Origin of the sequence: Exiguobacterium sp. s127 (genome assembly GCF_018618695.1) — a bacterium.
GTDB classification, from domain to species: Bacteria; Bacillota; Bacilli; order Exiguobacteriales; family Exiguobacteriaceae; genus Exiguobacterium_A; species Exiguobacterium_A oxidotolerans.
On the sequence record NZ_JACSMO010000013.1, the window covers coordinates 19,486 to 39,306 of the forward strand.

Consider the following 19,821-nt stretch of genomic DNA (forward strand, 5'->3'; position numbering starts at 1 on the left):
CATTAATTTATGAAGATGTCCATTTTTCAATCAATCTGTCTTGTTTATCATACAGGTAGAGAATGGAAGGTGACAATATGAAATGGAAAGATATACCTAAACCAATTAAAGTCAGACTCGTAACATCCTTTTTTAACCGGACGGTGTCATTCGCTATCATGCCGTTTATGGCCTTATTGTTCGTCGACGCGTTTAATGCTGTCGTCGCCGGATTGTTTTTAATCAGCACTGTTTTTTTAAGTTTCTTCATCGGATTGATCGGCGGTTACCTCGCCGACCGCTTCCCGAGAAAACGGCTGCTCGTCCTCTCGACGACAGCGACCGGCTTGATGTTCCTTGCGATGACGATCAGTCTTGCCGTCAATCAGATGATTGCCTTCACGATTGCCTACGCCATCTTTACCGTCACGAGTAACATCGGGCGACCGGCGATGGGGGCGATCATCATTGACGCGACGACGCCGGACAATCGGCGGGCGGTCTATGCGATCGATTACTGGTTGATCAATCTCTCGATTGCACTCGGGACGGCACTCGGAGGCTGGCTCTACGTCAGCAACCGACTGTTCCTGTTCAGCTTATTGACGTGTACGTCGCTCCTCTTGCCGGTCGCGTATCACTTCCTGCTCGACGAATCGAAACACGTCTGGCGGAAGCAGCCGTTCCGGTCCGTCCTGACCGACATCACGAACAGTTACCGGATCGCCTGGCGCGACCGCCCGTTCGTCAAGGTCGTGCTCGGTTCGATGTGTATCCTCGCCGCCGAATTTTCGATGGGCAGTTACGTCGCCGTCCGGCTGGCGGACGAGTTCAAGACGGTCGAAGTCGGCAACCTCCTCGTCAACGGCGTCCGGATGGTCAGTCTAATCAGCATCGAGAATACGATTCTCGTCGTCTGTCTGACGTTTTTCATCCAACGGCTTGCGAACCGATTTTCTAACCGGAAGACGCTTGTCGCCGGACTAACGTTATACCTGATCGGCTACATGACCGTCACGAGTGCGAATTCGATGACCGTCCTGTTGACGTTCATCTTCATCGCGACGATTGGGGAATTGTTGTACTCCCCGACGTTAAACGCTGAAAAAGCGAACATGATGCCGGAAGATAAACGGGGCGCCTACTCGGCGTTCGCCGGGACGTCCCACGCCGGGGCCGACTTGATTTCACGCTCGACGATCATCCTCGGAGCGGTCCTAGCCCCGTTCATGATGAGTGTCTATATCGGATTGATCGTCTTCCTCGGATTGGTCTTAGCGTATTCGGGTCTTTACATGAAAGAAGTCGTCGAGACGAAACGAAACGTCTCGTAATCAAAAAGGAGTGGATAAAATGGAGGAATTGACAACGAAGCGGCACCGGTTACGACGCTGGCGCATGAGTGACGCTGAAGATTTATATGCCTATGCGAAAGATCCGCGTGTCGGACCGAATGCGGGCTGGGCACCGCACGCGTCCATCGACGAAAGCCGCGCCGTCATTACGATGTTTCAAGAAGCGAATGATGGTTATGCAATCGTCGACCGGGCGACGGACCACGTCATCGGCAGCTTCGGGATGCATACGCGCCGGCCGGTCGAGGCACTGGCTAGCAAAAAACAAGTCGAGTTCGGATTCGTCCTGCACTCTGATTACTGGGGACAGGGACGGATGCCGGAAATCGTCGACGCGGCACTTGCTGTCGCTTTTGTGGAGCTTGAGATGGAGATCGTCTGGTCTGCCCATTTTGATTTTAACGGACAATCGCAACGTGTCATCGAAAAGATGGGCTTCCGCCACGTGCTCGACCGACCGTTCGTCATGGAGCGAATTGACGGGCGGACGGTGACGAGCCGATTGTATCAATGGACGCGGGAGCGGTATGAAGCGGAACGCAAGCGAAACGTACCGGAGGATCTAACATGCTGACGATTTATCTGACGCGGCATGGCGAAACCGAATGGAACATAGAACAGAAGCTGCAAGGCTGGTCGGATTCACCGTTAACTGAAAAAGGAAAAAGAAATGCCTGTCAGTTAGGTGAAAGGCTGAAGTCTATCGCATTTCAAACGGTCTATTCCAGTCCGAGTGAAAGAAGTTTATGTACGGCTCGATTGATGATGCAGGGACGGACGTGTCCGTTTGTGATCGAGGAGGATTTAAAAGAGATACATTTTGGGGACTGGGAAGGGCAAAACAGACAGGTGTTAAGTGAGAACTATCCGCAAGCCTATTTCAACTTTTGGAATGCGCCACATCTGTATACATCAGAAACAGGTGAAAACTTCTTTGCGTTAAAACAGCGTCTACTCGCGTTTTTTGAAAAACTGAAAAGTCGACATCAAACAGGCGATGTTCTGGTTGTCACGCACACAGTCGTCATTAAAATGTTGTTGGCTACTTTAAAAAAGCAACCGCTAGAAAAGTTATGGTCAACACCTCCATTCATAAAGGATACATCCTTGACGATTATTGAATGCGTTGAGGATCAGCTTAAAATTGTGCTAGAAGCAGATATAAGTCATATCCAACAGGTGCAGGAACAGTTTATGGAACGTTAATTCGAAAAAATCGGCATTGAAGAAAGTGAATTTTAATAAATAGGGCTGTTTGACGGAGGGGAAGTGGAACTTTTTTCTCCCTGTCAGACAGCCTTCTTTTAATCAATACTCATGTTTGTTTCATACCTGTAATCGCTCTAACGGGGTCAAGGAAGACGTGATCAACTCTTCGCTTTCGATAACGATTGCAGTCAATCCGCTGTCAGTTCTGGTTTCGTGCCATTCGCCGCTATCCCAAAACACGGCATCACCGCTCTGGACTTTAACGGATGTATCGTCTTCACCTCTAACCAAGCCTTCCCCGTTCACAATTAAAAGCAGCTGGGGAACAACCGCTTGATGATAAACGATTACCCCGTCCACCTCTAAATGGACACACCCTATATGAACGGGTTTCTCTGTCAGCGTGATCCGCGACATTACAAAATCAGAGTCGAATTTTGTGATTTTTTTCCCGGTCTCTTTTGTGAATCGATAAAGTTTCATATAATTCCCCCGATGCATTGTTTGCTACCTGATTTAATTTCGCTGTCGTTTAAACATAACCAGTTGCAGGACGATGCTAATCAGCCCTGCCATGACGCATTTGAATAAGTAGTTATCCGTTAATCCAATGAGGACGTAACCGTTGATTTTTTGAAGTAAGGTCGCTTCAGGGACCCAGTCGATGACAAGTCCAATCCCGAACAGTGCCGGCAGGCTAAGTGCTAGATAGACAATGAGGAAGACGAGAATCAGCATCTTAATATTCATAAAAGGTAGCCTCGATCCCAGTGTGTTTAATTCATTCTACTTGAAAATGTCATTAAATACCAAATGAAAATCGCTAACTCATAGCAATACTCGTTTGTAGCGGATTCTATGCATTTTTCGAACTAAATCACTTCTGCATCTGTCGTTTCACTAGCAGCATCGGTAAGAAAAAGTAAAGATTCATACTGATCATCGAAATGAGATAACTGCTCAAAATGACGATTAATCCATTGACTCCAGTCTGATGTAAAACAAATTGCGGTAAAAAATAGGCAGTAAGTCCGATAGCGATGACCCATGTCCCTGACGAGATGGATAACCATATGATGACGACGAGATAAAGCAACCCGATCGCATAACTGACAGGGAGCGAAAACGTCACGGTCGGTGAATCGATGAAGCGGTCGGCAAAAACGATCACCAAGATACTGACTGAAAATAAGCCGCCGAACAGTCCGGACAACACCTTTTGACGGACAGGACTGACCGTATGCGTCGACAGGTACCGCAAGATCAGCGCGAGGCAGACGATGAGTAATGCAACTGCGCTCGCAAAACTCGATAACAGAATGGCGCTGTAGGAGACGGCACCCTTAGAGAGCTGTTGGAAAAACGAAAAACTGGATCCACCTACTAACACCAGCCCGAAGATTTGCCACAATCCTTTCCAATCAAAGGCCAGTTCGTTCGAAATCGACTGGATGTAAGCAGCCGGACTATCGCCGGTAATGGATTTGACCGATTTGCCGTCCGTCTCAGCGTCGCGCAAGTGATCCTCGAGTTCGCTGACGATGTCTTGCGTCGCCTGTTCATTTTTTCCGGAAGCTAACAAATAGATCTTTAAGTCGTCTAAAAAACGAGTTGATTCAGTGGATAAGGGATGCATCCATCATTCCTCCTTTAAAATCTGGTTGACGCTTGTCGAGAGTCTCTCCCAACGTGCCGAGAAAGCTGTCAGTTCGTCGCGTCCTGCTGAAGTAATGGCATAATACTTTCGTTTTGGTCCGCTCGGAGACTGGCGTTGCGTTGCTTCAATCCAACCCAATTTTTGCATCCGCATCAATAACGGATAAATCGTTCCTTCACTGACGTCAGCAAAGCCGTAGGTCGCAAGCTTCGTTGCCAGTTCATAACCGTAGACCTCTTCTTCCGCGATCAACGCAAGTAAACAACCGTCGAGAATGCCTTTTAACATTTGAGTAGATGACATCAGTATTCCTCGTTTCGCTATCATGTATTGCAAGGTAACTATAGCCTATCATTCAATAACATGTAATACAAGGTAGTGAATTAAATTTTCCTGATAATTGAAAAAAACAAGTGTAATCAGCATTGATATGCAATATATTAGTTTTATGGATAACTCAAAAAAGACTCTTAAAATCAAACGGACTTCCTTGAGTCAGGAAGTGTATCAACACTTGCAACAACAAATCATCACCTTGGAACTGGCGCCGGGTGAAAAATTGAATGACCTGGAACTGGCAGAACAGTTCGGTGTCAGCCGGACGCCTGTCCGGGAAGCACTGAAAAAACTGGAAGAGGAGGGACTCGTCGTCTTTAAACCCGGTTCACGGACGAACGTGACGGCACTGGATGTGGTGCAGGCACGCGAGACGTTTCCGATCGTCGCGACGCTCCATGGACTCGCGAGTCAACTGGCGTTTCCGCACATTACGCCGGAGACGTTAGTGACGTTACGCAAGCTGAATACCGAATTTCGGACGGCGATCGGTCAGGAGGATGCCCTCGAGGCGATGCAATGTGATGATGCGTTTCATCATGTCTTCTTACAGGCAAGTCAGAATCAGCAACTGACTGAAACGTTGAGTCGCTTGACGCCGCTCGTCCGCCGGCTGGAGTTCGCCCAGTTCAGCCGGATCGGCAGTTCGTCGGCAGATGACCACGATGCGATCATTCAAGCGTGCGAACAGCGGGATGTCGATTTACTCGTCCGGTTGACGAGGCAGAACTGGAATGGGCTCGGTCGCCATATCATCGCAGCACTGAAGGAGGAGTGAAAATGCGTCCGCTCGTACTCGGTACCTTGGCGGCATTGTTTTTTGCCGTCACCTTCATCCTGAACCAATCGATGCAAGGAAGTGGGGGGCACTGGATTTACAGTGCGGCACTCCGGTTTTATTTTATGCTGCCGTTGTTGTTTATAATCGTCGCTTTTCGCCGGCGGGTCGGACACGTCTTCCGGGCGCTCCGCGAAGACCCGAAATTTTGGCTCATCTACGGGACGATCGGCTTCGGCATTTTTTACAGCGGGATTTGTTTTGCTGCCGATCATGCGCCCGGTTGGTTGATCGCCGGGACGTGGCAACTGACAATCCTTGCTGGTCCTTTGCTTGCGCCGTTGTTTCACCAGAAGATTCCCTGGACGGCGTTACGGTTTTCCCTTGTCATCGTCGCCGGCGTCATCGTCATGCAACTTGCCGTCGCGGAAAACGTCAGCCTGTCATCGATGCTGTACGGTGTCGTCCCGGTCCTGATTGCAGCGGTCGCCTATCCGCTCGGGAACCGGAAGATGCTCATGCGTTACGGCGACCAACTCGACGTGTTCGACCGGATTCTCGGGATGACGCTCGCGAGTCTTCCGTTTTGGTTCATCTTGACGGCATTCGCATACCGTTCGAGTGGCGTCCCTTCGATGGCACAAGTATCACAGTCGGCACTCGTCGCAATCTTTTCCGGCGTCGTCGCGACGTCCTTGTTCTTTTACGCGACATCGCTCGTCCATCGTGATCCCGTCCGGCTCGCGACAATCGAGGCGACACAATCGTTCGAAATTTTGTTCACCGTCCTCGGAGAAGCCGTCTTTTTACATGCGGCATTTCCGTCAGGTCTCGGACTACTCGGAATCATCCTCGTCATGCTTGGGATGACACTCCACAGTTTTCGGCAAGCCAGTCCGACCGTCATCTCGGATTGACTTTATTTCAACTACCTTAATTTAAAAATAACTTAGCAAACGAGGGAACAAGGATGGTACTTACAGGAACACTTGTCAACACAGGACTGATCATCGTCGGGACGTTACTCGGTCTCCTGTTTCACAGAATTCCCGAGCGGACGAAAGAAACGGTCGTCCAGGCAATCGGTCTCGCCGTCGTCGTGCTCGGTGTCCAGATGGGATTGAAAAGTGAGAACTTTTTAATCGTCATCGGCAGTCTCGTCATCGGTGGGGCGCTTGGCGAATGGTTGCGGATCGATGAAAAGCTCAACCGGCTCGGCGAATGGCTTGAACTGAGAATCGGCCGGGGACGTCCGTCAAACATCGCTGAAGGATTCGTCACGGCGACGCTGATTTTCGTCATCGGCGCGATGGGCGTGCTCGGGGCGCTTGACGGCGGATTGCGTCAGGATCACGACGTATTGTATACGAAAGGATTGATTGACGGCTTTACGGCGCTCGTCCTCAGTTCGACGCTCGGCATCGGCGTCATCTTCTCCGCCATTCCCGTACTTCTGTATCAAGGGGCGATTGCGCTCGGTGCCGTCGCGATTACACAGTTCATTCCCGATGCGATCCTGCAACAGTTCATCGTCGAGATGACGGCGACCGGCGGGGTGATGATTTTGGCCATCGGGTTGAATCTTGCCGGCATCACAAAAATTCGTGTCGCAAATCTCCTGCCCGGTATCGTGATGGTGGCCGTGATCGTGACGGGGCTTCAACTGTTCGGGTTCAATTAAAAAACTGCGTCCTTCATTCCGTTGACAACGATTGTCTCCGGGATGAAGGACGCAGTTTTTTTAGTATGTGAGGTGCAGCGCGTCCGCAGGTAAGACGGTCGTCGAATAATCGAGTAACTGATGCTGCTTATAGGTGAACGTGTGTTGGTGCGGTGGACCGCTTAAGATGTTCGGTAAATAGTGTTTTAAGTTACTGATAATCCCGATATTGTCCGGATCAAGAATCCAGTCAAGTGATTTCCAGTCGAGAATCCCTTCGCGCGTCGCGCGCGGTGTCGGAAGTGTTTGGCCTTCCGGTAAGTCGGCGAGATAGAGGTAGATGCCGACTGCCTGTTCGGCGCGTAGGACGGCGGTACCGGCGAACTGGACTTGTGACAGCGTAATCCCTGTCTCTTCGAACGTCTCCCGGACGACAGCGGCAGACGGAGTTTCACCGGGTTCGATTTTACCGCCGACACCGTTCCACATTCCCATCGCCGGCTGCTTTTGCCGGTTGAGCAAGAGGAACTGTTCGCCTTGGCGGACCAGGCAAAGCGTATACGGGTAGAGGACGTCCTGCACGATCAGAACAACTCCTTTTTCCAACTCGCATACTGGTCGTCTGACGGGACGGGTTGGATCGTTTTCTGTCCGTCGCTCCAAACGGTCAAGGCTTGTTCCGTCAAAATCCGGTGGCCGGTTTCAGTCCGGACGGCAAGTAAGCTCCGTTTATTGAACGGGGAGGCGGCATGCTGCTGGATGATTTGTTCGATTGCTGCGAGCTGCTCCGGCAAAAGCGTCTGTTGGGTATAAAAATGGTAGCCGATGATGAACGTGTCGTCGAGTCCTATCCGTTGCATTTCAAGCTGGTACCCGGCACCGTTCGGGGCAATCCGGAAGCTGCCGCTTGGTGAAAGGACGGTCTCACCTGTCAATGGAACAGGGCGTAAGGCGAGATTGATTCCGAACCCACTGTCGACGAGGTACGTCGCGCCTGCATGCTGGAGGAGAATCGCGACATGGGTCGGACCAGTCGCCGACCAGACTTCGTGTTCATTGTCATAGACGGTCGCTTTGACGAGCGCGACATCAAATCCTTTGATCCGCAAAATTTCATAGAGCAGATGATTTAAATCGTAACAGACACCGCCTGCTTGATTGGTGACAAACGTCTGCTCAAGGCGTGCTTCGTTAAAAGGTAACGTCCGTTTTGAGAGGACGGCCTGATTATCAAACGGCAGGTGGTAGGCGAATGCTTCTAATAGAGATGGTAAATCGTCAAACGTAATCGGCCGGTCAAGTGGAAACTGTATCCGGGATGCGATTGTTTTCATGAGAGATGACAATTGAATTCCTCCTTTTTCAATCTCCTTAGTATGGCACAAAATGTCTGAAATTTAATTAAACAGTCTGGATAGTACCGAATCAATTGATTTTTTAAAATGAAATGAATCGATGAAAAAAGGGTTTTCGGGAAATTAAAGCGAATAACGTTCAACTAGTTCCTCATTTAACGAATCACTAGCATTGCACATATCGATAAAGTATGGTGCCTGCCATTTTTGAGTTGCGATGGCTTGTTTACTTGTTGGTGTATCCCAACTTGGATAAACACGCATCGCCATCTTTCCTTTTGTTGCATTAGATGAAAGAACATTTTGTTGAAGAAGTACTTCTTTCGGAAAGATGAATTGTCCGAATGCTGTCTCATTTTTAAAAGTCGTGATGACTAATAAATCAGGGGCTTCGTCATATCGATAGGGCTGATTCTTATTGTTGTCGTCTTTTTCCCAAAAGACCACAAACTGCCCTAGTTTTGTAGGCGTTACATGTCCTATCCGAAAACGAACGGTTTTGGAAAATATTTTAAAAGTCCCAGCACCATAGTTCGCATTTTGTGGTTCTTCTTGAACCCTCTCTAATGGTAAACGATTGGGTTCATAAATGATTTTATTTACATAATTCAGTACTTCGAAAAAATCATGCACGTTTCAGTTCACCTCTCAACGGATTTAAATGGTCTATAGTTAGTATAAAGCTGTATATCACGAATTCTATTTGAAATAACATTACACGTATAAAGGAGATCATCAATGAGACAGTCTAAAACGAATATTGAAAAAGAGATTCCGATTTTCGGACTGAAGCAGGAAGGGATGCATTATCAAAACAAGGCGAGCGTCTATGCTGTTGTCGTTGATAAGGAACAACAAAAATACCTAAGCGTTCGGACTAATTCACAACATTTCTTCCTTCCCGGAGGTGGGAGGGAAGTCGGTGAAACACCGGAGCAAGCACTTCACAGAGAACTGTTAGAAGAGACGGGTTATACGATTCGTATCGAAGCACCGATAGGACGGGCCAAACAGTATTTGATAGCACGAAACGGACAAGCCATCCTCAACGATGCGTTATTTTACAAAGTGACGTTACTCGAGTTGACACAAGCGGCAGTCGAAATGGATCATCTTCCGACGTGGCTCAGTCTTCAAGATACGGATAAGTTATTTCATGCGCATCAGAGATGGGCGGTCAGGGAAGCCGTCGATTATTAAAATCATCGAATTAAAAGCAAATGCTGGTTCCGTAAACAAAGGACACCCATCTGGCCAAAAGATTTGGGTCGATGGATGCTCTAATTCGGAGCATTTCGTTGTCTACGTGCTGTCTTCTCGGAACTATGAAGTGAAGGAGTCAAAAAGCAACATAAAAGGGTTGTTCCTCTTCGTTTAAAATTTTAAGGATTCGTTCACTTAAATTTGACCAGGTCACCATGTCTAGAACTTCTTTTAAACTGAAAAAGCCGACTTCCAGACTTTCGCTGCTCGTTTGTAGTGTCCCACCGACTGCTTTTGCCAGCCAACAGGTCGCGCAAACATGTTGGCTTATGTTTTGATAGATGCCACAAAAGCGAGTCACCTCAATATCGATTCCGGATTCTTCTTTCACTTCACGGATGATTCCGTCCTCGATGGTTTCTCCTAGTTCAATGACCCCACCTGGAAATTCTCAGCCTCGCTCTGGTCCTTTAATAAGCAGGATTTTTCCGTGATCATCAAGGACGACGGCACCTGCTGAGAGTGAATGTTTTGGCATCATCTAATCTCCACCTTTATTTAAATATAAGACTTGTAACCGTCACTATATCTTGTTTTATGCTCTGCCAGTCAACGAATACTGGCTGTACAACCAGCTGATGGCATCTTTTAAGTCACTTGCAATGTAGTCAATACGGATGTTATTTGATTCGTCACGATGGTCGCGTAACGACATTTCCCCCGCACCTGTTCGTACTAAAATTTTAATACAACCTGCTGTTGAAGCCGCCAGCATGTCGGTCCAACGATCCCCGATGACGACACAATTTTCTAGAGTTAAATTATGAGCTTTTTGCGCCTTCGATAACATGCCGATACCAGGCTTCCGGCACGTACAACCTTCTTGAGGATTGTGTGGACATATGTAAACATCATCAAAACCGAATCCAGTCAATTCCTGTTGAAAGTCTTCGATTGTTGCAAACCCTTTAGAAATACCGGGCTGATTTGTGAATGAAAACAATGGAATCCGGTCTTTTTTTAATCGATTGATTGCCAAAGCGGTATACGGAAACAGTTTAAATTCTCCAGGGTAGTGCATGGTGGTACCCCCGCCGGTACCATCACGATCCAAAAAGACAGCTTCTATGTTTTTCATCGTTTATATCTCCTGTCATGAATTTAGTAGGTACGCTACCCCATGCCATTAAACATGCTCATTTTTATAACAAATGAATCCGTTTAGAAGAAAAATGAACTCATTAAACATAGTCAAATACGCTAAACATACTCAAAATCATTCAAAATGAGTATGTTTAGCCAAAAATGAGTTAATTTATGATTTGCCGTCCATCTGTTTAGTTATTCCATTACATGCTGGTTGTTACTTTTTTTAATGTTATAAGATTGGCGATAACAGGCGCGAGATACTTTCCTTAAAGCGGATCATCTGCGGACGGGCAGCGTATTTTTCCCGCGTTAACAAACTACTATCGGCGACGTCTGATAAAAAGAGCAGTTCCAGTTCTTCGCCGACCGCCGCATACGTCGCCCAGTAGACGAACGGGTGATCCGGCTGGTTCGGAATCATGATCTTCAGGGTAACGCCGGACGCTAAGGCAATCCGGCAGGCATCCATGAAACTGGCGTCCGGAATAAAGTAGGGTGACTGAATATAGATTGATTTTTCCGCCGTATGAATTATTTGGATCAGCATGTTTTTCAAGTATTCCGTCTCTGACGTTGGACCGGACGTCACGATTTGAGCCGGGACACGGTCTGTCGAATCCGCTAGCGGTGGAATCGGTGCCGTTGACCAATCGGTTCGCTCACGGCTCGCGGCATCCCAGTCCTGTTCAAAATGAAACTCGAGTGCTTCGACGACGGGGCCGAGGACCCGCAGATGTGTGTCACGCCAGTAGCCGAACTGTTCGTCTTCCCCAAGGTACTCCGATCCGACGTTAAAACCGCCGATGTAGCCGATTTGCCGGTCAATCGTACAAAGTTTCCGGTGATTGCGGTTGTTGATCCGCAGGTTGAAGATGCCGAACGGCGAAGCGAAAAACGACCGGACTTCAGCGCCGTCTTGGTTGAAAGCAGCGAAGTCCTTCGCTTTGAGTTTCCAGGAGCCGATCGCATCATAGAGAACGCGCTGACGACGAAACCAAAACAGGTCATTCACAAAAATCTGTCCCACTCATCACAGCAACAGATTCTCAAGCAGGTATTTTAACGTTTAATGTCTAAAGTATAGCTTTAGACATACATAAGGAGTGAAACGACATGTTTACCCATCAGATCACAGAACGACTCGGATTAAAATTGATTGAACGGCAAGATGCCGACGCCCTGTTCGCCTTAGTCGACGCCAACCGGGACCACTTACGGGAGTGGCTCGGCTGGGTCGATGGAGCGACGGGACCGGACAGCTATCGCGACGAAGTGATTCCGGCCTGGCTGAAGCAGTATGCGGACGGAGACGGTTTCGCCTGCGGGATTTATTATGACGGCGCTCTAGTCGGAACGGTCGCCCTGCACGAAATCAATCAAACGTTACGCCAGACATCAATCGGCTATTACGTAACGGGAGCCGGGCGCGGAAAAAACCTGATGACGGAAGTCGTTCGCTTCATTACGGCATACTGCTTCACGACACTCGGCTTGAACCGAGTCGTCATTGAATGTGCGGCCGGCAATACACGGAGTCAACGGATTCCCGAGCGGCTCGGGTTCGTCAAAGAAGGAACATTACGGTCGGCAGAACGGCTTTACGGAGAATTCCATGATATCATCGTCTACGCGATGCTTGCACAGGACTGGCAATCGAAAATGACACAGGTCGAACAAACGGAAGTAGGGCACAGCCGATGATAAATATCCGCTTTGAACCGATGACGGAAACGATGTATCAGACGTATTTACCGACGGCAATTGAAGAGTACGCCGCGGAAAAGGTGAAAGCCGGAACGTGGGTGGAAGCGGAAGCCATCGACCGGTCGACGGAAGAGTTTCGTCAACTCTTACCGGACGGACGCGCGTCAAAAGACAATTATCTTTTTTCACTCATTGATGAGGCGACGACTGAGGCGGTCGGGATGATGTGGTTTCATGTCGTGGAGAAAAAGCAGGGACGGACGGCATTCATCTATGATTTTTCGGTTGATGCACATCACCAAGGAAAAGGCTACGGGCGACAGGCGATGGTGGCACTTGAACAGGTCGCACGGCGGATGAACATCAAGATCATCGGGCTTCATGTCTTTGCCCACAATACGCGGGCGATCAAGCTGTATGAATCGTCGGGGTACGCGCCGACGGATCTCCATATGGAAAAACGGTTGGATTAAATGAAAGCACGAAAGCAACTGTACCAGCTGCTTTCGTGCTTTTTGTTAGTTGAATTCGTTCAGCGCCACGTCTGTAACGTGTTCGCGAACTGGATGTCGGTCTCAAGTTCTCCTTCGATGCGTTTCAGAGCAAAGTCGTTCCCGGCCAACCAGTCGCGGAAATCGAACTCGACCGGCTCTTGGTCACCACCGAGCGCGAACCAGACCTTCAAGTCCTCCGGAAAGTATGCCGAGGTATGAATCGTTCCGGCCCAGTGGGAGTAGAGCTCGGAAAAGACCCCTTTATCGGTATCGTTGAGCAGACGGAAGGCAGACTCCGCATCTTGAATCAAGTGCTGGTGCGACTTCATTTCCATCATCCGTCGTTTCGAGTCATCGAGATGGAACCGGTTTTCGTGTTGCAGTAAATCAAAATGGTTCGTACAGAGATTCGTCTCCCGGACTTCGATGTCGCGTGCCGTCGCTTCGATGACGAACGAGCGCGCCGACTTATCGTGGACGACGTAGGTGAAAGAACCGCGGTGCGGCAATTCCTTAACGAGCGAAATCGCGTCTTCGACCGATGTACATGTCTCAAGGATGATCCGGCCAATCATGAAACTGACGAATCCGTCTCCGGGGCGTCGCCGGTTGATGAAGTTGTAGCCCATCGCCAGTCCGTGTTCGTTCATGCCGTCCATCCGACCGGTCACGCGTGACGCGGGACCGATGATGGCAGAACCGCCGTCCGTCGGTTGGAAAACGGAAAACCGTCCGTCGTAGGTCATCGGATGATAATCATAATTGCGGACTAAAAAATTATCGCCCGTCATGATCGAACAGCCGCTTTTCGGACCTTCGACGCGGTAATGACCAAAGTGAAGCAATGTGTCCGCAAGCGACAGTTCAAGTTCATCTTGGAGTCCGAGGATTTCATCCCACATGTGCGGGACATACCGTAAGAACATTTCTTTTGTTTCGCCCGGGTCGACCTGAAAGCGTGGAACCCGAATCTTCCAGTTGTCTTCCCGGTTATGGAGTAATTCATTTTGTTTGACGTACCGTCCTTGTTCACGGCCGAACTCGTAGTGGGTGCCGCGAAACTGGGTGATTTCATTAGCGACCTGTTGCATGACGACTCATCCTTTCTGCTTCTCGTACTGTCGATTATACCGAACGACTTAACAAAAGTCGTAGCCGACGCATTGGCGGTAACACATCATGGATTGGAAAAATTCCGTAAAAAGAGTCAAACATCGCTTCATTTTACCGATATAGAAAAGGGAGGGGGAAGATGGATGAAAAATTTGACGGTACGAAGAAAAATTCAAATGTTGATTGCGACGGCAATCGTCGCGATGGTCCTGATTACGAGTGCAAGTATCTACTTTTTAAATCAGATGGCCAATGCATCTGAAGCGATGTACGAAGAAAACTTAATCCCGGTTCAAGAAGTCGGACAGATTCGGATTGATACCCGGGCGCTCGATTCGTTCCTCGCCGAGATGATGTTGACGAAAGATCCGGCACGTCTCGAAGAACTGGAGGGACAAATCGATCAACGCCAAGCACAAATCCGGACATCGATTACTAAATTTGAGCGGACGGCGAACATTGGTGCCCGTGAAAGAAAACAACTCGTGGAATTGAATGATCTTGTCATCGCCTACGACAATGGACTCAGTACGATTCAAAGTTTAGCGATTGAAGGGAGTAAAGAAGAGGCTTACGAAACATACGCGACAGGTCTCGAACAAGTTCGTGATCAAGTCGCTGATACGGCAGCAAGCTTGATGAAATCGATGACGAATCAAGCGAAGTCGATCAATGAACAAAATCAGGCAGAGAAACAGACAGCCTTTTACTTAATGGCGGCAATTTTCATCGGATCGTTGCTTTTGTTTGCGATTTTAGCGCTCTACATCATTCGCTTAATCACGCGACCGATCCGTTCACTCCAAGGCTGGATGGAACAGTCGGGTGATGGTGATTTGACGGTACGTGGTGATTACAATTCAAAAGATGAACTTGGTCAATTGACAGCATCGTTCAATACGATGACGGAACAGTTGCATCATGTCATCGTCGAGATGACGGGAACGTCGAACCACGTCGCGAAAGCATCGGACGAACTGAGTGCGAACGCGGAAGCGACGACGAAAGCAACGGAACTCGTCGCCGTGACAATGGAAGAAATCGCGAGCGGATCGACACAACAACTGGGTCAAGTCTCGGGCGCGTCACGAACGGTCGAGGAATTGACGTCCGGCATCCGCCAAGTCGCGCGGAATGCGCAACAGATGTCTGACGTGACCGGCGACGCGATGGGGAAAGTCGAGCAAGGCAGTCAAGTCGTCGACAAACTCGGCCGACAAATGGAACAAATCAATACGGACGTCACGGAACTTGGACACGTCATCGTCGGACTCGGTGGTCGCTCAAAAGAAATCGGGCAGATTACGGCGTCGATCACGGGCATCGCCGCGCAAACGAACTTACTTGCCTTAAATGCAGCGATTGAAGCGGCACGTGCCGGGGAGCAAGGGCGCGGATTCGCCGTCGTCGCAGCAGAAGTCAAGGCGCTCGCCGAACAATCGGCGGTTGCGGCGAAGCAAATCGAAGGATTGATTCAAGTCATTCAGCGGGAGACGGAACATTCCGTCGTCTCGATGGAAAAAGTTTCGGGTGAGATGACGAGCGGGATTCACGTCGTCGCAGCAGCGAGTGATTCGTTCAAGGAAATCGAGTGCTCGATCGTCGACGTGACCGATCAAGTCGAAGAAGTATCCGGTGCTGTTCAGGAAATGGCAGCGGGCAGCGAACAGATCGCGGCCGTCATGCGGGAAATCCAGGGCGTCACGGAAAGTGCTGCTGCCGGAACGGAGAATATTTCAGCGTCGACGGAAGAGCAGATGGCATCGATGCAGGAAATCTCATCGGCCTCGCAGTCGCTTGCGACGATGGCAGAGAATTTAAAAGGGCTAGCGGACCGGTTTCAGGTTTGAATCGATTTCGGATCGTGAAAGATAAGATCATACAAAAACGACGGATGCGACGCTGTTACAGCGAAAGGCATCCGTCGTTTTTATTGGTTACGAAATTTTAGTTTTATCCGTTTGCTTCGGGATCTGGTTTGGCTTCGTCAGAATGAATCGGACAGCCATGTAAGCGACGAACATACCAAGCAGTCCACCGAGTGTATTCAGCAATAAATCATCGACGTTGAAGGTACGGCGGAACAGCAGACCAGCATAACTGAAGACAAATTGCAACGTTTCAATCACAAAACTCACAAGGAAAAGGAGCAGCAATCCTGTTGTGAAACGAGTTTTGAAAAGGACAACAAGATAGACGCCGAGCGGCAGGAACAAAAGGAAGTTATAAGCAGTCAACTTTACTGAATTCCAAAAGAACCAATGGCCTTGCTGCCCTGCAATCATCCAATCGTTGATAAAGTGGAAAGGGCGCAACTGAATTTCGATTGATCCCGCTTGCGGAGGTAAATAAACGAAACCGATTGTCAAGTGGACGACGACAATCGCGTACACGAGAAAGCTGTACATGATACTTCGTTTGCCTAAGTGATTAAATGCCTGTCTTCTGAAATCAAATCCAGCATACATCAATAATCCGAGTAGTCCGAGCAGGGTGAAAACGGGGAATGAGATGGATGGCATATGATGCTCCTTTACATAGATAAATCGTCGCCCTTAAGATTGGACGCGTTTCGTCTTTTTTTGTTTCCATAATATGAATGCGATGATTCCTGTCGCGATAAGATAAAACACACCATAGAATTGCTGCATCAAATAAGGCAAATCAAACAGATGGATGACGCGAAATCCAGCTACAAGCATGAGGCATAAGATGAACGCTAGTTTTGTATTCAAACACATCTACCTCCTAGACTATTGAATCTGTGAATTGGGAATAAAAGACCAAAAATAGGATAACACAACAAAAACCCATTCGTCTTTCATTATTAGGAATTAACATTGTTTTTGTGGAAAAAGCAGGGATTTTGAGTGAGAGTGCCGTAATATGCGTTTAAGGACAGTAAATGAAAATCGGAGGAATGAACATGACTTTTCCCGTTTTACAAACGGAGCGATTACAGCTCGTCGAAGTAACAGACGACCATGCGGAAGCATTATTTGAAATCTTATCGGACGAGGCAGTGACGCGCTTTTACGGGATGGATCCACTACAAGAAAAAAGTGATGCATTGAACATCATTAAATCATTTAAACAAACGTTTGACGGTCATCAAGGCATCCGTTGGGGGATTGTCATCCGCGACAGCGGGACGTTCATCGGGACGCTCGGTTTGAATCACTTGAATCTTTACGGAAAAAAAGCAGAGATCGGATTTGAACTTGACTTTGCACACTGGCGGCGCGGCTATTCTTCAGAAGCCGTTCAAGCTGTTCTTACCTATGCTTTTAAGACACTTGGTTTGTACCGAATAGGTGCTGTAACATTCTTAGAAAATGACGCTTCAATTCAATTGTTAAAGGGGCTCGGATTTGAAGAGGAGGGTATCTTGCGTGGGTATTTGTTTCAAGGCGGGACATCGCATAACGGGCGACTGTTCTCCTTGCTGCGTCCTGATCACGAGTCTTCATACCGTGAGGATAGATTATAGTCCATCTATCTAAATGTAGTGCATCTAACCTTCTGACACTCCCCTCACTAATCGTCAAGAAAATATCATGTTAATGTTAGTAGAATGATTCGTGAATAGAGGTGCTTAAACATGTTTCGCAATCGAAAGAGCAGTAATGAAGTCATGCTCTACACACTCGGTGTATGTCTGCTTATACTGATTTTTTTGACTCTTGCAACGCAACCTGTTCTTATCACGCAGACAGGACAATTAATGTATGACAAAACGATTTGGCCGGTACGGGAAGAGATTATGATGTTCATCTTATTTTACTTGTTCGCATTTTTCGGATACGTCTTCCTTGTCTACGTATTTCATAAAAAAAACAGACATTGAAGTCTTCCGCATCACGTGCTGTAACATCTGAAAAGAATAAAGGGGGAAGTGGTCATGAAAACCACTTCCCCTCCTTTGTTTTAAAAGAATTGACAGTTGTCCAGATAGAAGTCGGTAACTGTATTGTGTGTTTTTGGTGTCAACAGCAAGATGGCGATATGTCTGGTAAAGAAACTTTACAGACACCTGTTTCTGGCAATTTCAATTGAATGTTTTTTGCATTTAGTACATCTCCTGTTAAATGTGCAATGATCGACCGGACTTGTTCGTAACCCGTCATTAAAAGGAAGGTAGGCGCGCGTCCATAACTCTTTGATCCAATGATATAAAAGTTCTTCTCCGGCTGTCTTAACTCGGCTTCTCCGTGTGGACGTACGGTTCCACAACTATGCAGGTTTGGATCAATTAATGGAGCAAGCAGTCGTGGGCTTTCGGTAATAGAGTCCACGTCCATACGAATTTCGCGAAGGAATGAAAAATCCGGACGGCTACCGGTTAAGACGATCACCTCCTGTACAGTCAGCTGTCGATTATCAGCACTAATCAATGAAATGCCCTCATTTGTCGGCGCGGTTTCCGCGACTTTAAAGCTGGTATGAACAGTGACGAGACCGGACTCGACAAGCGTACGTGCCATTGATCCAAGTTGACCACGTTCGGCCAATTGATCATTCTCTTCTCCACCAAACGCTTTGACTACGTCTGTTTTACGGATAATCCAGTGGATGTCCGTCTCAGGATAGTCTTTTTTTAATGCCACCGCACCCATTAATGCCGTCAGAGCGGAATGTCCGCTCCCGATAATCGCAAGACGTTGATTGGCATATCGATCAGTTTCTTGTCGGAAGTTCGGAATCGTATGCATGACGCGTTCGATGAGCGAATCGTGCGGATGTCCCGCACTGTACATGGAATTGGGTTGTCCCCATACACCTGTCGCATCCAAAATAGCAGCGGCTAAAAAACGGCGGCGGCCCATCGGTGTTTGAACGATGATTTCAAATGGCGACTGCTCCCGATCTGCTGTCGTCATTTTATCGATGCCTTGACGCGAAATCGAGACAACCTGATGCTGCAGATACAAATTTGACGCAATGGTCGGCAACGTTGCGAGTGGACGCAAATAGTACTCCAGTAAATCATGGCCAGTCGGAAAAACATCAGCTGCTGGGCGATTCCACCCGTTTTCGTGTAATTGTGCAGCAGCTACAGGATCGATGTTGTATTCCCAATTTGAAAACATTTTCACATGCGACCATTTCTTAATGTGCGTACCAATATGAGCACCTGCCTCCATAATAGAAAAGGGAAGACCTTTTTGAGAAAGATGTGCGGCGGCAACGAGTCCGATTGGACCTGCACCAATAATGAAAATAGGGTGAGTAAAAGATTGATTTGACATTTAAAACACTCCTTTTATTTGTATTTTGCAAACTTTAAGATGACGTTTTACAGCAGAAATCGCTGTTGAGCATGGCTTCGTTCAACAAGGTGATAGATTGTAAGACCGCTGTTTTCTCAAACGGCGTCATCTGTTTAAAGATATCTTCAAGATGAGCGTTCACTTCAGTATCGATTCCGTCAGTCACCTGTTGACCAAGTGGAGTTAAATGAATTAACTGAATCCGGCGGTCCTCGGAAGAGGGGGATTTTAAAACAAGCTCTCGTTTGATCAGCGTCTGGATTTGTCGACTAAATGTTGTGATATCCATACCTAATAAGTCGGCAATTTCCTGCATTGCCGATCCGGGCCGCTTTGAGATTTCAAAGAGGATATGACTTTGGACGAGCGAGACCTCCTGATCTAGAACGGAACAACAGGTTTTATTCAACAGTCCAAAACGACGTGTAAACGTCTGAAAAACTTCACGGGGTTCTTGCATGAACAACTTCTCCTTTGTCTTATGATTGATTACCTTAGTTATAATAAATTAACTTGCAATTTGCAAGTATTTTTTCAAACTAATAAATAGTAACACATG

General features: G+C 47.9%; 25 protein-coding genes and 1 pseudogene. 11 read left to right on the forward strand and 15 right to left on the reverse strand.

Annotation, left to right across the window (positions count from 1 at the left end; genetic code table 11):
* Positions 1–77 precede the first annotated feature (77 nt).
* From KNP98_RS14015 to KNP98_RS14025, 3 genes are read left to right on the forward strand one after another with little or no spacing between them, the layout of a single operon-like run.
* Positions 78–1,313 carry an MDR family MFS transporter gene (locus tag KNP98_RS14015; RefSeq protein ID WP_214812043.1) on the forward strand — a complete coding sequence of 412 codons (1,236 nt, stop codon included), beginning with the start codon at positions 78–80 and terminating at the stop codon, positions 1,311–1,313.
* Between the two features lie 19 nt (positions 1,314–1,332).
* Positions 1,333–1,908, forward strand: a complete 576-nt coding sequence (locus KNP98_RS14020; protein WP_214812046.1) for a GNAT family N-acetyltransferase — start codon at positions 1,333–1,335, stop codon at positions 1,906–1,908.
* Positions 1,902–2,540: a histidine phosphatase family protein gene (locus KNP98_RS14025; RefSeq protein WP_214812049.1), complete on the forward strand. Its 639-nt coding sequence runs from the start codon at positions 1,902–1,904 to the stop codon at positions 2,538–2,540. The genes KNP98_RS14020 and KNP98_RS14025 overlap by 7 nt, the downstream gene beginning before the upstream one ends.
* A gap of 120 nt (positions 2,541–2,660) precedes the next feature.
* Here the strand turns inward: KNP98_RS14025 and KNP98_RS14030 are convergent, their stop codons facing one another.
* The 4 genes from KNP98_RS14030 to KNP98_RS14045 all read right to left on the reverse strand — a co-directional run bounded on the left by KNP98_RS14030 (position 2,661) and on the right by KNP98_RS14045 (position 4,503).
* Positions 2,661–3,026, reverse strand: coding sequence for a cupin domain-containing protein (locus tag KNP98_RS14030; protein WP_214812052.1), 366 nt, complete (start codon positions 3,024–3,026; stop codon positions 2,661–2,663).
* Between the two features lie 33 nt (positions 3,027–3,059).
* Entirely contained in the window at positions 3,060–3,293 is a 234-nt protein-coding gene (locus tag KNP98_RS14035; protein ID WP_214812055.1) for a hypothetical protein, read from the reverse strand.
* Positions 3,294–3,420: 127 nt separating this feature from the next.
* A complete protein-coding gene (locus KNP98_RS14040) occupies positions 3,421–4,179 on the reverse strand; it encodes a hypothetical protein (protein WP_214812058.1) in 759 nt (252 codons plus the stop codon).
* Positions 4,180–4,182: 3 nt separating this feature from the next.
* On the reverse strand, positions 4,183–4,503 hold the full coding sequence (locus KNP98_RS14045; protein ID WP_214812061.1) for a PadR family transcriptional regulator: 321 nt from the start codon (positions 4,501–4,503) through the stop codon (positions 4,183–4,185).
* Positions 4,504–4,648: 145 nt separating this feature from the next.
* On the opposite strand from KNP98_RS14045, the gene KNP98_RS14050 reads away from it, so the two are divergent.
* The 3 genes from KNP98_RS14050 to KNP98_RS14060 are packed head-to-tail and all read left to right on the forward strand — an operon-like array spanning position 4,649 to position 6,995.
* Positions 4,649–5,314, forward strand: a complete 666-nt coding sequence (locus KNP98_RS14050) for a GntR family transcriptional regulator (protein WP_214812064.1) — start codon at positions 4,649–4,651, stop codon at positions 5,312–5,314.
* A gap of 2 nt (positions 5,315–5,316) precedes the next feature.
* Positions 5,317–6,231 (forward strand): DMT family transporter, encoded by a 915-nt coding sequence (locus KNP98_RS14055; protein ID WP_214812067.1) that lies wholly within the window; start codon positions 5,317–5,319, stop codon positions 6,229–6,231.
* A 53-nt stretch (positions 6,232–6,284) separates the two neighbouring features.
* On the forward strand, positions 6,285–6,995 hold the full coding sequence (locus KNP98_RS14060) for a DUF554 domain-containing protein (RefSeq protein ID WP_088836990.1): 711 nt from the start codon (positions 6,285–6,287) through the stop codon (positions 6,993–6,995).
* A gap of 60 nt (positions 6,996–7,055) precedes the next feature.
* Here the strand turns inward: KNP98_RS14060 and KNP98_RS14065 are convergent, their stop codons facing one another.
* The 3 genes from KNP98_RS14065 to KNP98_RS14075 all read right to left on the reverse strand — a co-directional run bounded on the left by KNP98_RS14065 (position 7,056) and on the right by KNP98_RS14075 (position 8,962).
* Complete coding sequence (locus KNP98_RS14065) at positions 7,056–7,556, reverse strand: NUDIX hydrolase (protein ID WP_483298139.1); 501 nt, start codon at positions 7,554–7,556, stop codon at positions 7,056–7,058.
* Between the two features lie 2 nt (positions 7,557–7,558).
* Positions 7,559–8,320 carry an arylamine N-acetyltransferase family protein gene (locus tag KNP98_RS14070; protein ID WP_251135200.1) on the reverse strand — a complete coding sequence of 254 codons (762 nt, stop codon included), beginning with the start codon at positions 8,318–8,320 and terminating at the stop codon, positions 7,559–7,561.
* Positions 8,321–8,452: 132 nt separating this feature from the next.
* Positions 8,453–8,962 (reverse strand): MepB family protein, encoded by a 510-nt coding sequence (locus KNP98_RS14075; RefSeq protein WP_214812070.1) that lies wholly within the window; start codon positions 8,960–8,962, stop codon positions 8,453–8,455.
* A 105-nt stretch (positions 8,963–9,067) separates the two neighbouring features.
* Here KNP98_RS14075 and KNP98_RS14080 point away from each other — a divergent pair, with 105 nt between their 5' ends.
* Complete coding sequence (locus KNP98_RS14080) at positions 9,068–9,529, forward strand: NUDIX domain-containing protein (RefSeq protein WP_214812073.1); 462 nt, start codon at positions 9,068–9,070, stop codon at positions 9,527–9,529.
* 139 nt (positions 9,530–9,668) lie between these two features.
* On the opposite strand, the pseudogene KNP98_RS14085 reads toward KNP98_RS14080, so the two are convergent.
* The 3 genes and pseudogenes from KNP98_RS14085 to KNP98_RS14095 form a co-directional block, all read right to left on the reverse strand.
* A pseudogene (locus KNP98_RS14085) lies at positions 9,669–10,073 on the reverse strand (NUDIX hydrolase).
* A gap of 54 nt (positions 10,074–10,127) precedes the next feature.
* Complete coding sequence (locus KNP98_RS14090; RefSeq protein WP_214812076.1) at positions 10,128–10,670, reverse strand: HAD-IIIA family hydrolase; 543 nt, start codon at positions 10,668–10,670, stop codon at positions 10,128–10,130.
* 240 nt (positions 10,671–10,910) lie between these two features.
* Positions 10,911–11,693: a phospholipase D-like domain-containing protein gene (locus tag KNP98_RS14095; protein ID WP_251133031.1), complete on the reverse strand. Its 783-nt coding sequence runs from the start codon at positions 11,691–11,693 to the stop codon at positions 10,911–10,913.
* A 101-nt stretch (positions 11,694–11,794) separates the two neighbouring features.
* Here KNP98_RS14095 and KNP98_RS14100 point away from each other — a divergent pair, with 101 nt between their 5' ends.
* Both KNP98_RS14100 and KNP98_RS14105 read left to right on the forward strand, forming a co-directional pair.
* On the forward strand, positions 11,795–12,382 hold the full coding sequence (locus KNP98_RS14100) for a GNAT family N-acetyltransferase (protein ID WP_214812079.1): 588 nt from the start codon (positions 11,795–11,797) through the stop codon (positions 12,380–12,382).
* Positions 12,379–12,858, forward strand: coding sequence for a GNAT family N-acetyltransferase (locus KNP98_RS14105; protein WP_214812082.1), 480 nt, complete (start codon positions 12,379–12,381; stop codon positions 12,856–12,858). Before KNP98_RS14100 ends, KNP98_RS14105 begins: the two co-directional genes overlap by 4 nt.
* 59 nt (positions 12,859–12,917) lie before the next feature.
* On the opposite strand, the gene KNP98_RS14110 is transcribed toward KNP98_RS14105, so the two are convergent.
* Entirely contained in the window at positions 12,918–13,970 is a 1,053-nt protein-coding gene (locus KNP98_RS14110) for a C45 family autoproteolytic acyltransferase/hydrolase (protein ID WP_214765891.1), read from the reverse strand.
* 165 nt (positions 13,971–14,135) lie between these two features.
* Between KNP98_RS14110 and KNP98_RS14115 the strand changes: the two genes are divergently transcribed.
* Positions 14,136–15,842 (forward strand): methyl-accepting chemotaxis protein, encoded by a 1,707-nt coding sequence (locus KNP98_RS14115; protein ID WP_214812084.1) that lies wholly within the window; start codon positions 14,136–14,138, stop codon positions 15,840–15,842.
* Positions 15,843–15,929: 87 nt separating this feature from the next.
* On the opposite strand, the gene KNP98_RS14120 is transcribed toward KNP98_RS14115, so the two are convergent.
* Complete coding sequence (locus KNP98_RS14120; RefSeq protein WP_214812087.1) at positions 15,930–16,514, reverse strand: VanZ family protein; 585 nt, start codon at positions 16,512–16,514, stop codon at positions 15,930–15,932.
* A 33-nt stretch (positions 16,515–16,547) separates the two neighbouring features.
* On the reverse strand, positions 16,548–16,727 hold the full coding sequence (locus KNP98_RS14125) for a hypothetical protein (RefSeq protein WP_214812090.1): 180 nt from the start codon (positions 16,725–16,727) through the stop codon (positions 16,548–16,550).
* Between the two features lie 191 nt (positions 16,728–16,918).
* Here KNP98_RS14125 and KNP98_RS14130 point away from each other — a divergent pair, with 191 nt between their 5' ends.
* Complete coding sequence (locus tag KNP98_RS14130) at positions 16,919–17,482, forward strand: GNAT family N-acetyltransferase (protein ID WP_214812093.1); 564 nt, start codon at positions 16,919–16,921, stop codon at positions 17,480–17,482.
* Positions 17,483–17,978: 496 nt separating this feature from the next.
* Here the strand turns inward: KNP98_RS14130 and KNP98_RS14135 are convergent, their stop codons facing one another.
* Positions 17,979–19,241 (reverse strand): NAD(P)-binding domain-containing protein, encoded by a 1,263-nt coding sequence (locus KNP98_RS14135; protein WP_214812097.1) that lies wholly within the window; start codon positions 19,239–19,241, stop codon positions 17,979–17,981.
* A gap of 34 nt (positions 19,242–19,275) precedes the next feature.
* Positions 19,276–19,722 (reverse strand): MarR family winged helix-turn-helix transcriptional regulator, encoded by a 447-nt coding sequence (locus KNP98_RS14140; protein WP_214812100.1) that lies wholly within the window; start codon positions 19,720–19,722, stop codon positions 19,276–19,278.
* Between the last annotated feature and the right edge of the window lie 99 nt (positions 19,723–19,821).

What these genes read in the sequence shown, in the direction of transcription:
- KNP98_RS14015 (WP_214812043.1), top strand. Translation starts at nt 78, where the DNA reads ATGAAATGGAAAGATATACCTAAACCAATTAAAGTCAGACTCGTAACA.
- KNP98_RS14020 (WP_214812046.1), top strand. Translation starts at nt 1,333, where the DNA reads ATGGAGGAATTGACAACGAAGCGGCACCGGTTACGACGCTGGCGCATG.
- KNP98_RS14025 (WP_214812049.1), top strand. Translation starts at nt 1,902, where the DNA reads ATGCTGACGATTTATCTGACGCGGCATGGCGAAACCGAATGGAACATA.
- KNP98_RS14030 (WP_214812052.1), bottom strand. Translation starts at nt 3,026, where the DNA reads ATGAAACTTTATCGATTCACAAAAGAGACCGGGAAAAAAATCACAAAA.
- KNP98_RS14035 (WP_214812055.1), bottom strand. Translation starts at nt 3,293, where the DNA reads ATGAATATTAAGATGCTGATTCTCGTCTTCCTCATTGTCTATCTAGCA.
- KNP98_RS14040 (WP_214812058.1), bottom strand. Translation starts at nt 4,179, where the DNA reads ATGCATCCCTTATCCACTGAATCAACTCGTTTTTTAGACGACTTAAAG.
- KNP98_RS14045 (WP_214812061.1), bottom strand. Translation starts at nt 4,503, where the DNA reads ATGTCATCTACTCAAATGTTAAAAGGCATTCTCGACGGTTGTTTACTT.
- KNP98_RS14050 (WP_214812064.1), top strand. Translation starts at nt 4,649, where the DNA reads ATGGATAACTCAAAAAAGACTCTTAAAATCAAACGGACTTCCTTGAGT.
- KNP98_RS14055 (WP_214812067.1), top strand. Translation starts at nt 5,317, where the DNA reads ATGCGTCCGCTCGTACTCGGTACCTTGGCGGCATTGTTTTTTGCCGTC.
- KNP98_RS14060 (WP_088836990.1), top strand. Translation starts at nt 6,285, where the DNA reads ATGGTACTTACAGGAACACTTGTCAACACAGGACTGATCATCGTCGGG.
- KNP98_RS14080 (WP_214812073.1), top strand. Translation starts at nt 9,068, where the DNA reads ATGAGACAGTCTAAAACGAATATTGAAAAAGAGATTCCGATTTTCGGA.
- KNP98_RS14090 (WP_214812076.1), bottom strand. Translation starts at nt 10,670, where the DNA reads ATGAAAAACATAGAAGCTGTCTTTTTGGATCGTGATGGTACCGGCGGG.
- KNP98_RS14100 (WP_214812079.1), top strand. Translation starts at nt 11,795, where the DNA reads ATGTTTACCCATCAGATCACAGAACGACTCGGATTAAAATTGATTGAA.
- KNP98_RS14105 (WP_214812082.1), top strand. Translation starts at nt 12,379, where the DNA reads ATGATAAATATCCGCTTTGAACCGATGACGGAAACGATGTATCAGACG.
- KNP98_RS14110 (WP_214765891.1), bottom strand. Translation starts at nt 13,970, where the DNA reads ATGCAACAGGTCGCTAATGAAATCACCCAGTTTCGCGGCACCCACTAC.
- KNP98_RS14115 (WP_214812084.1), top strand. Translation starts at nt 14,136, where the DNA reads ATGAAAAATTTGACGGTACGAAGAAAAATTCAAATGTTGATTGCGACG.
- KNP98_RS14120 (WP_214812087.1), bottom strand. Translation starts at nt 16,514, where the DNA reads ATGCCATCCATCTCATTCCCCGTTTTCACCCTGCTCGGACTACTCGGA.
- KNP98_RS14130 (WP_214812093.1), top strand. Translation starts at nt 16,919, where the DNA reads ATGACTTTTCCCGTTTTACAAACGGAGCGATTACAGCTCGTCGAAGTA.
- KNP98_RS14135 (WP_214812097.1), bottom strand. Translation starts at nt 19,241, where the DNA reads ATGTCAAATCAATCTTTTACTCACCCTATTTTCATTATTGGTGCAGGT.
- KNP98_RS14140 (WP_214812100.1), bottom strand. Translation starts at nt 19,722, where the DNA reads ATGCAAGAACCCCGTGAAGTTTTTCAGACGTTTACACGTCGTTTTGGA.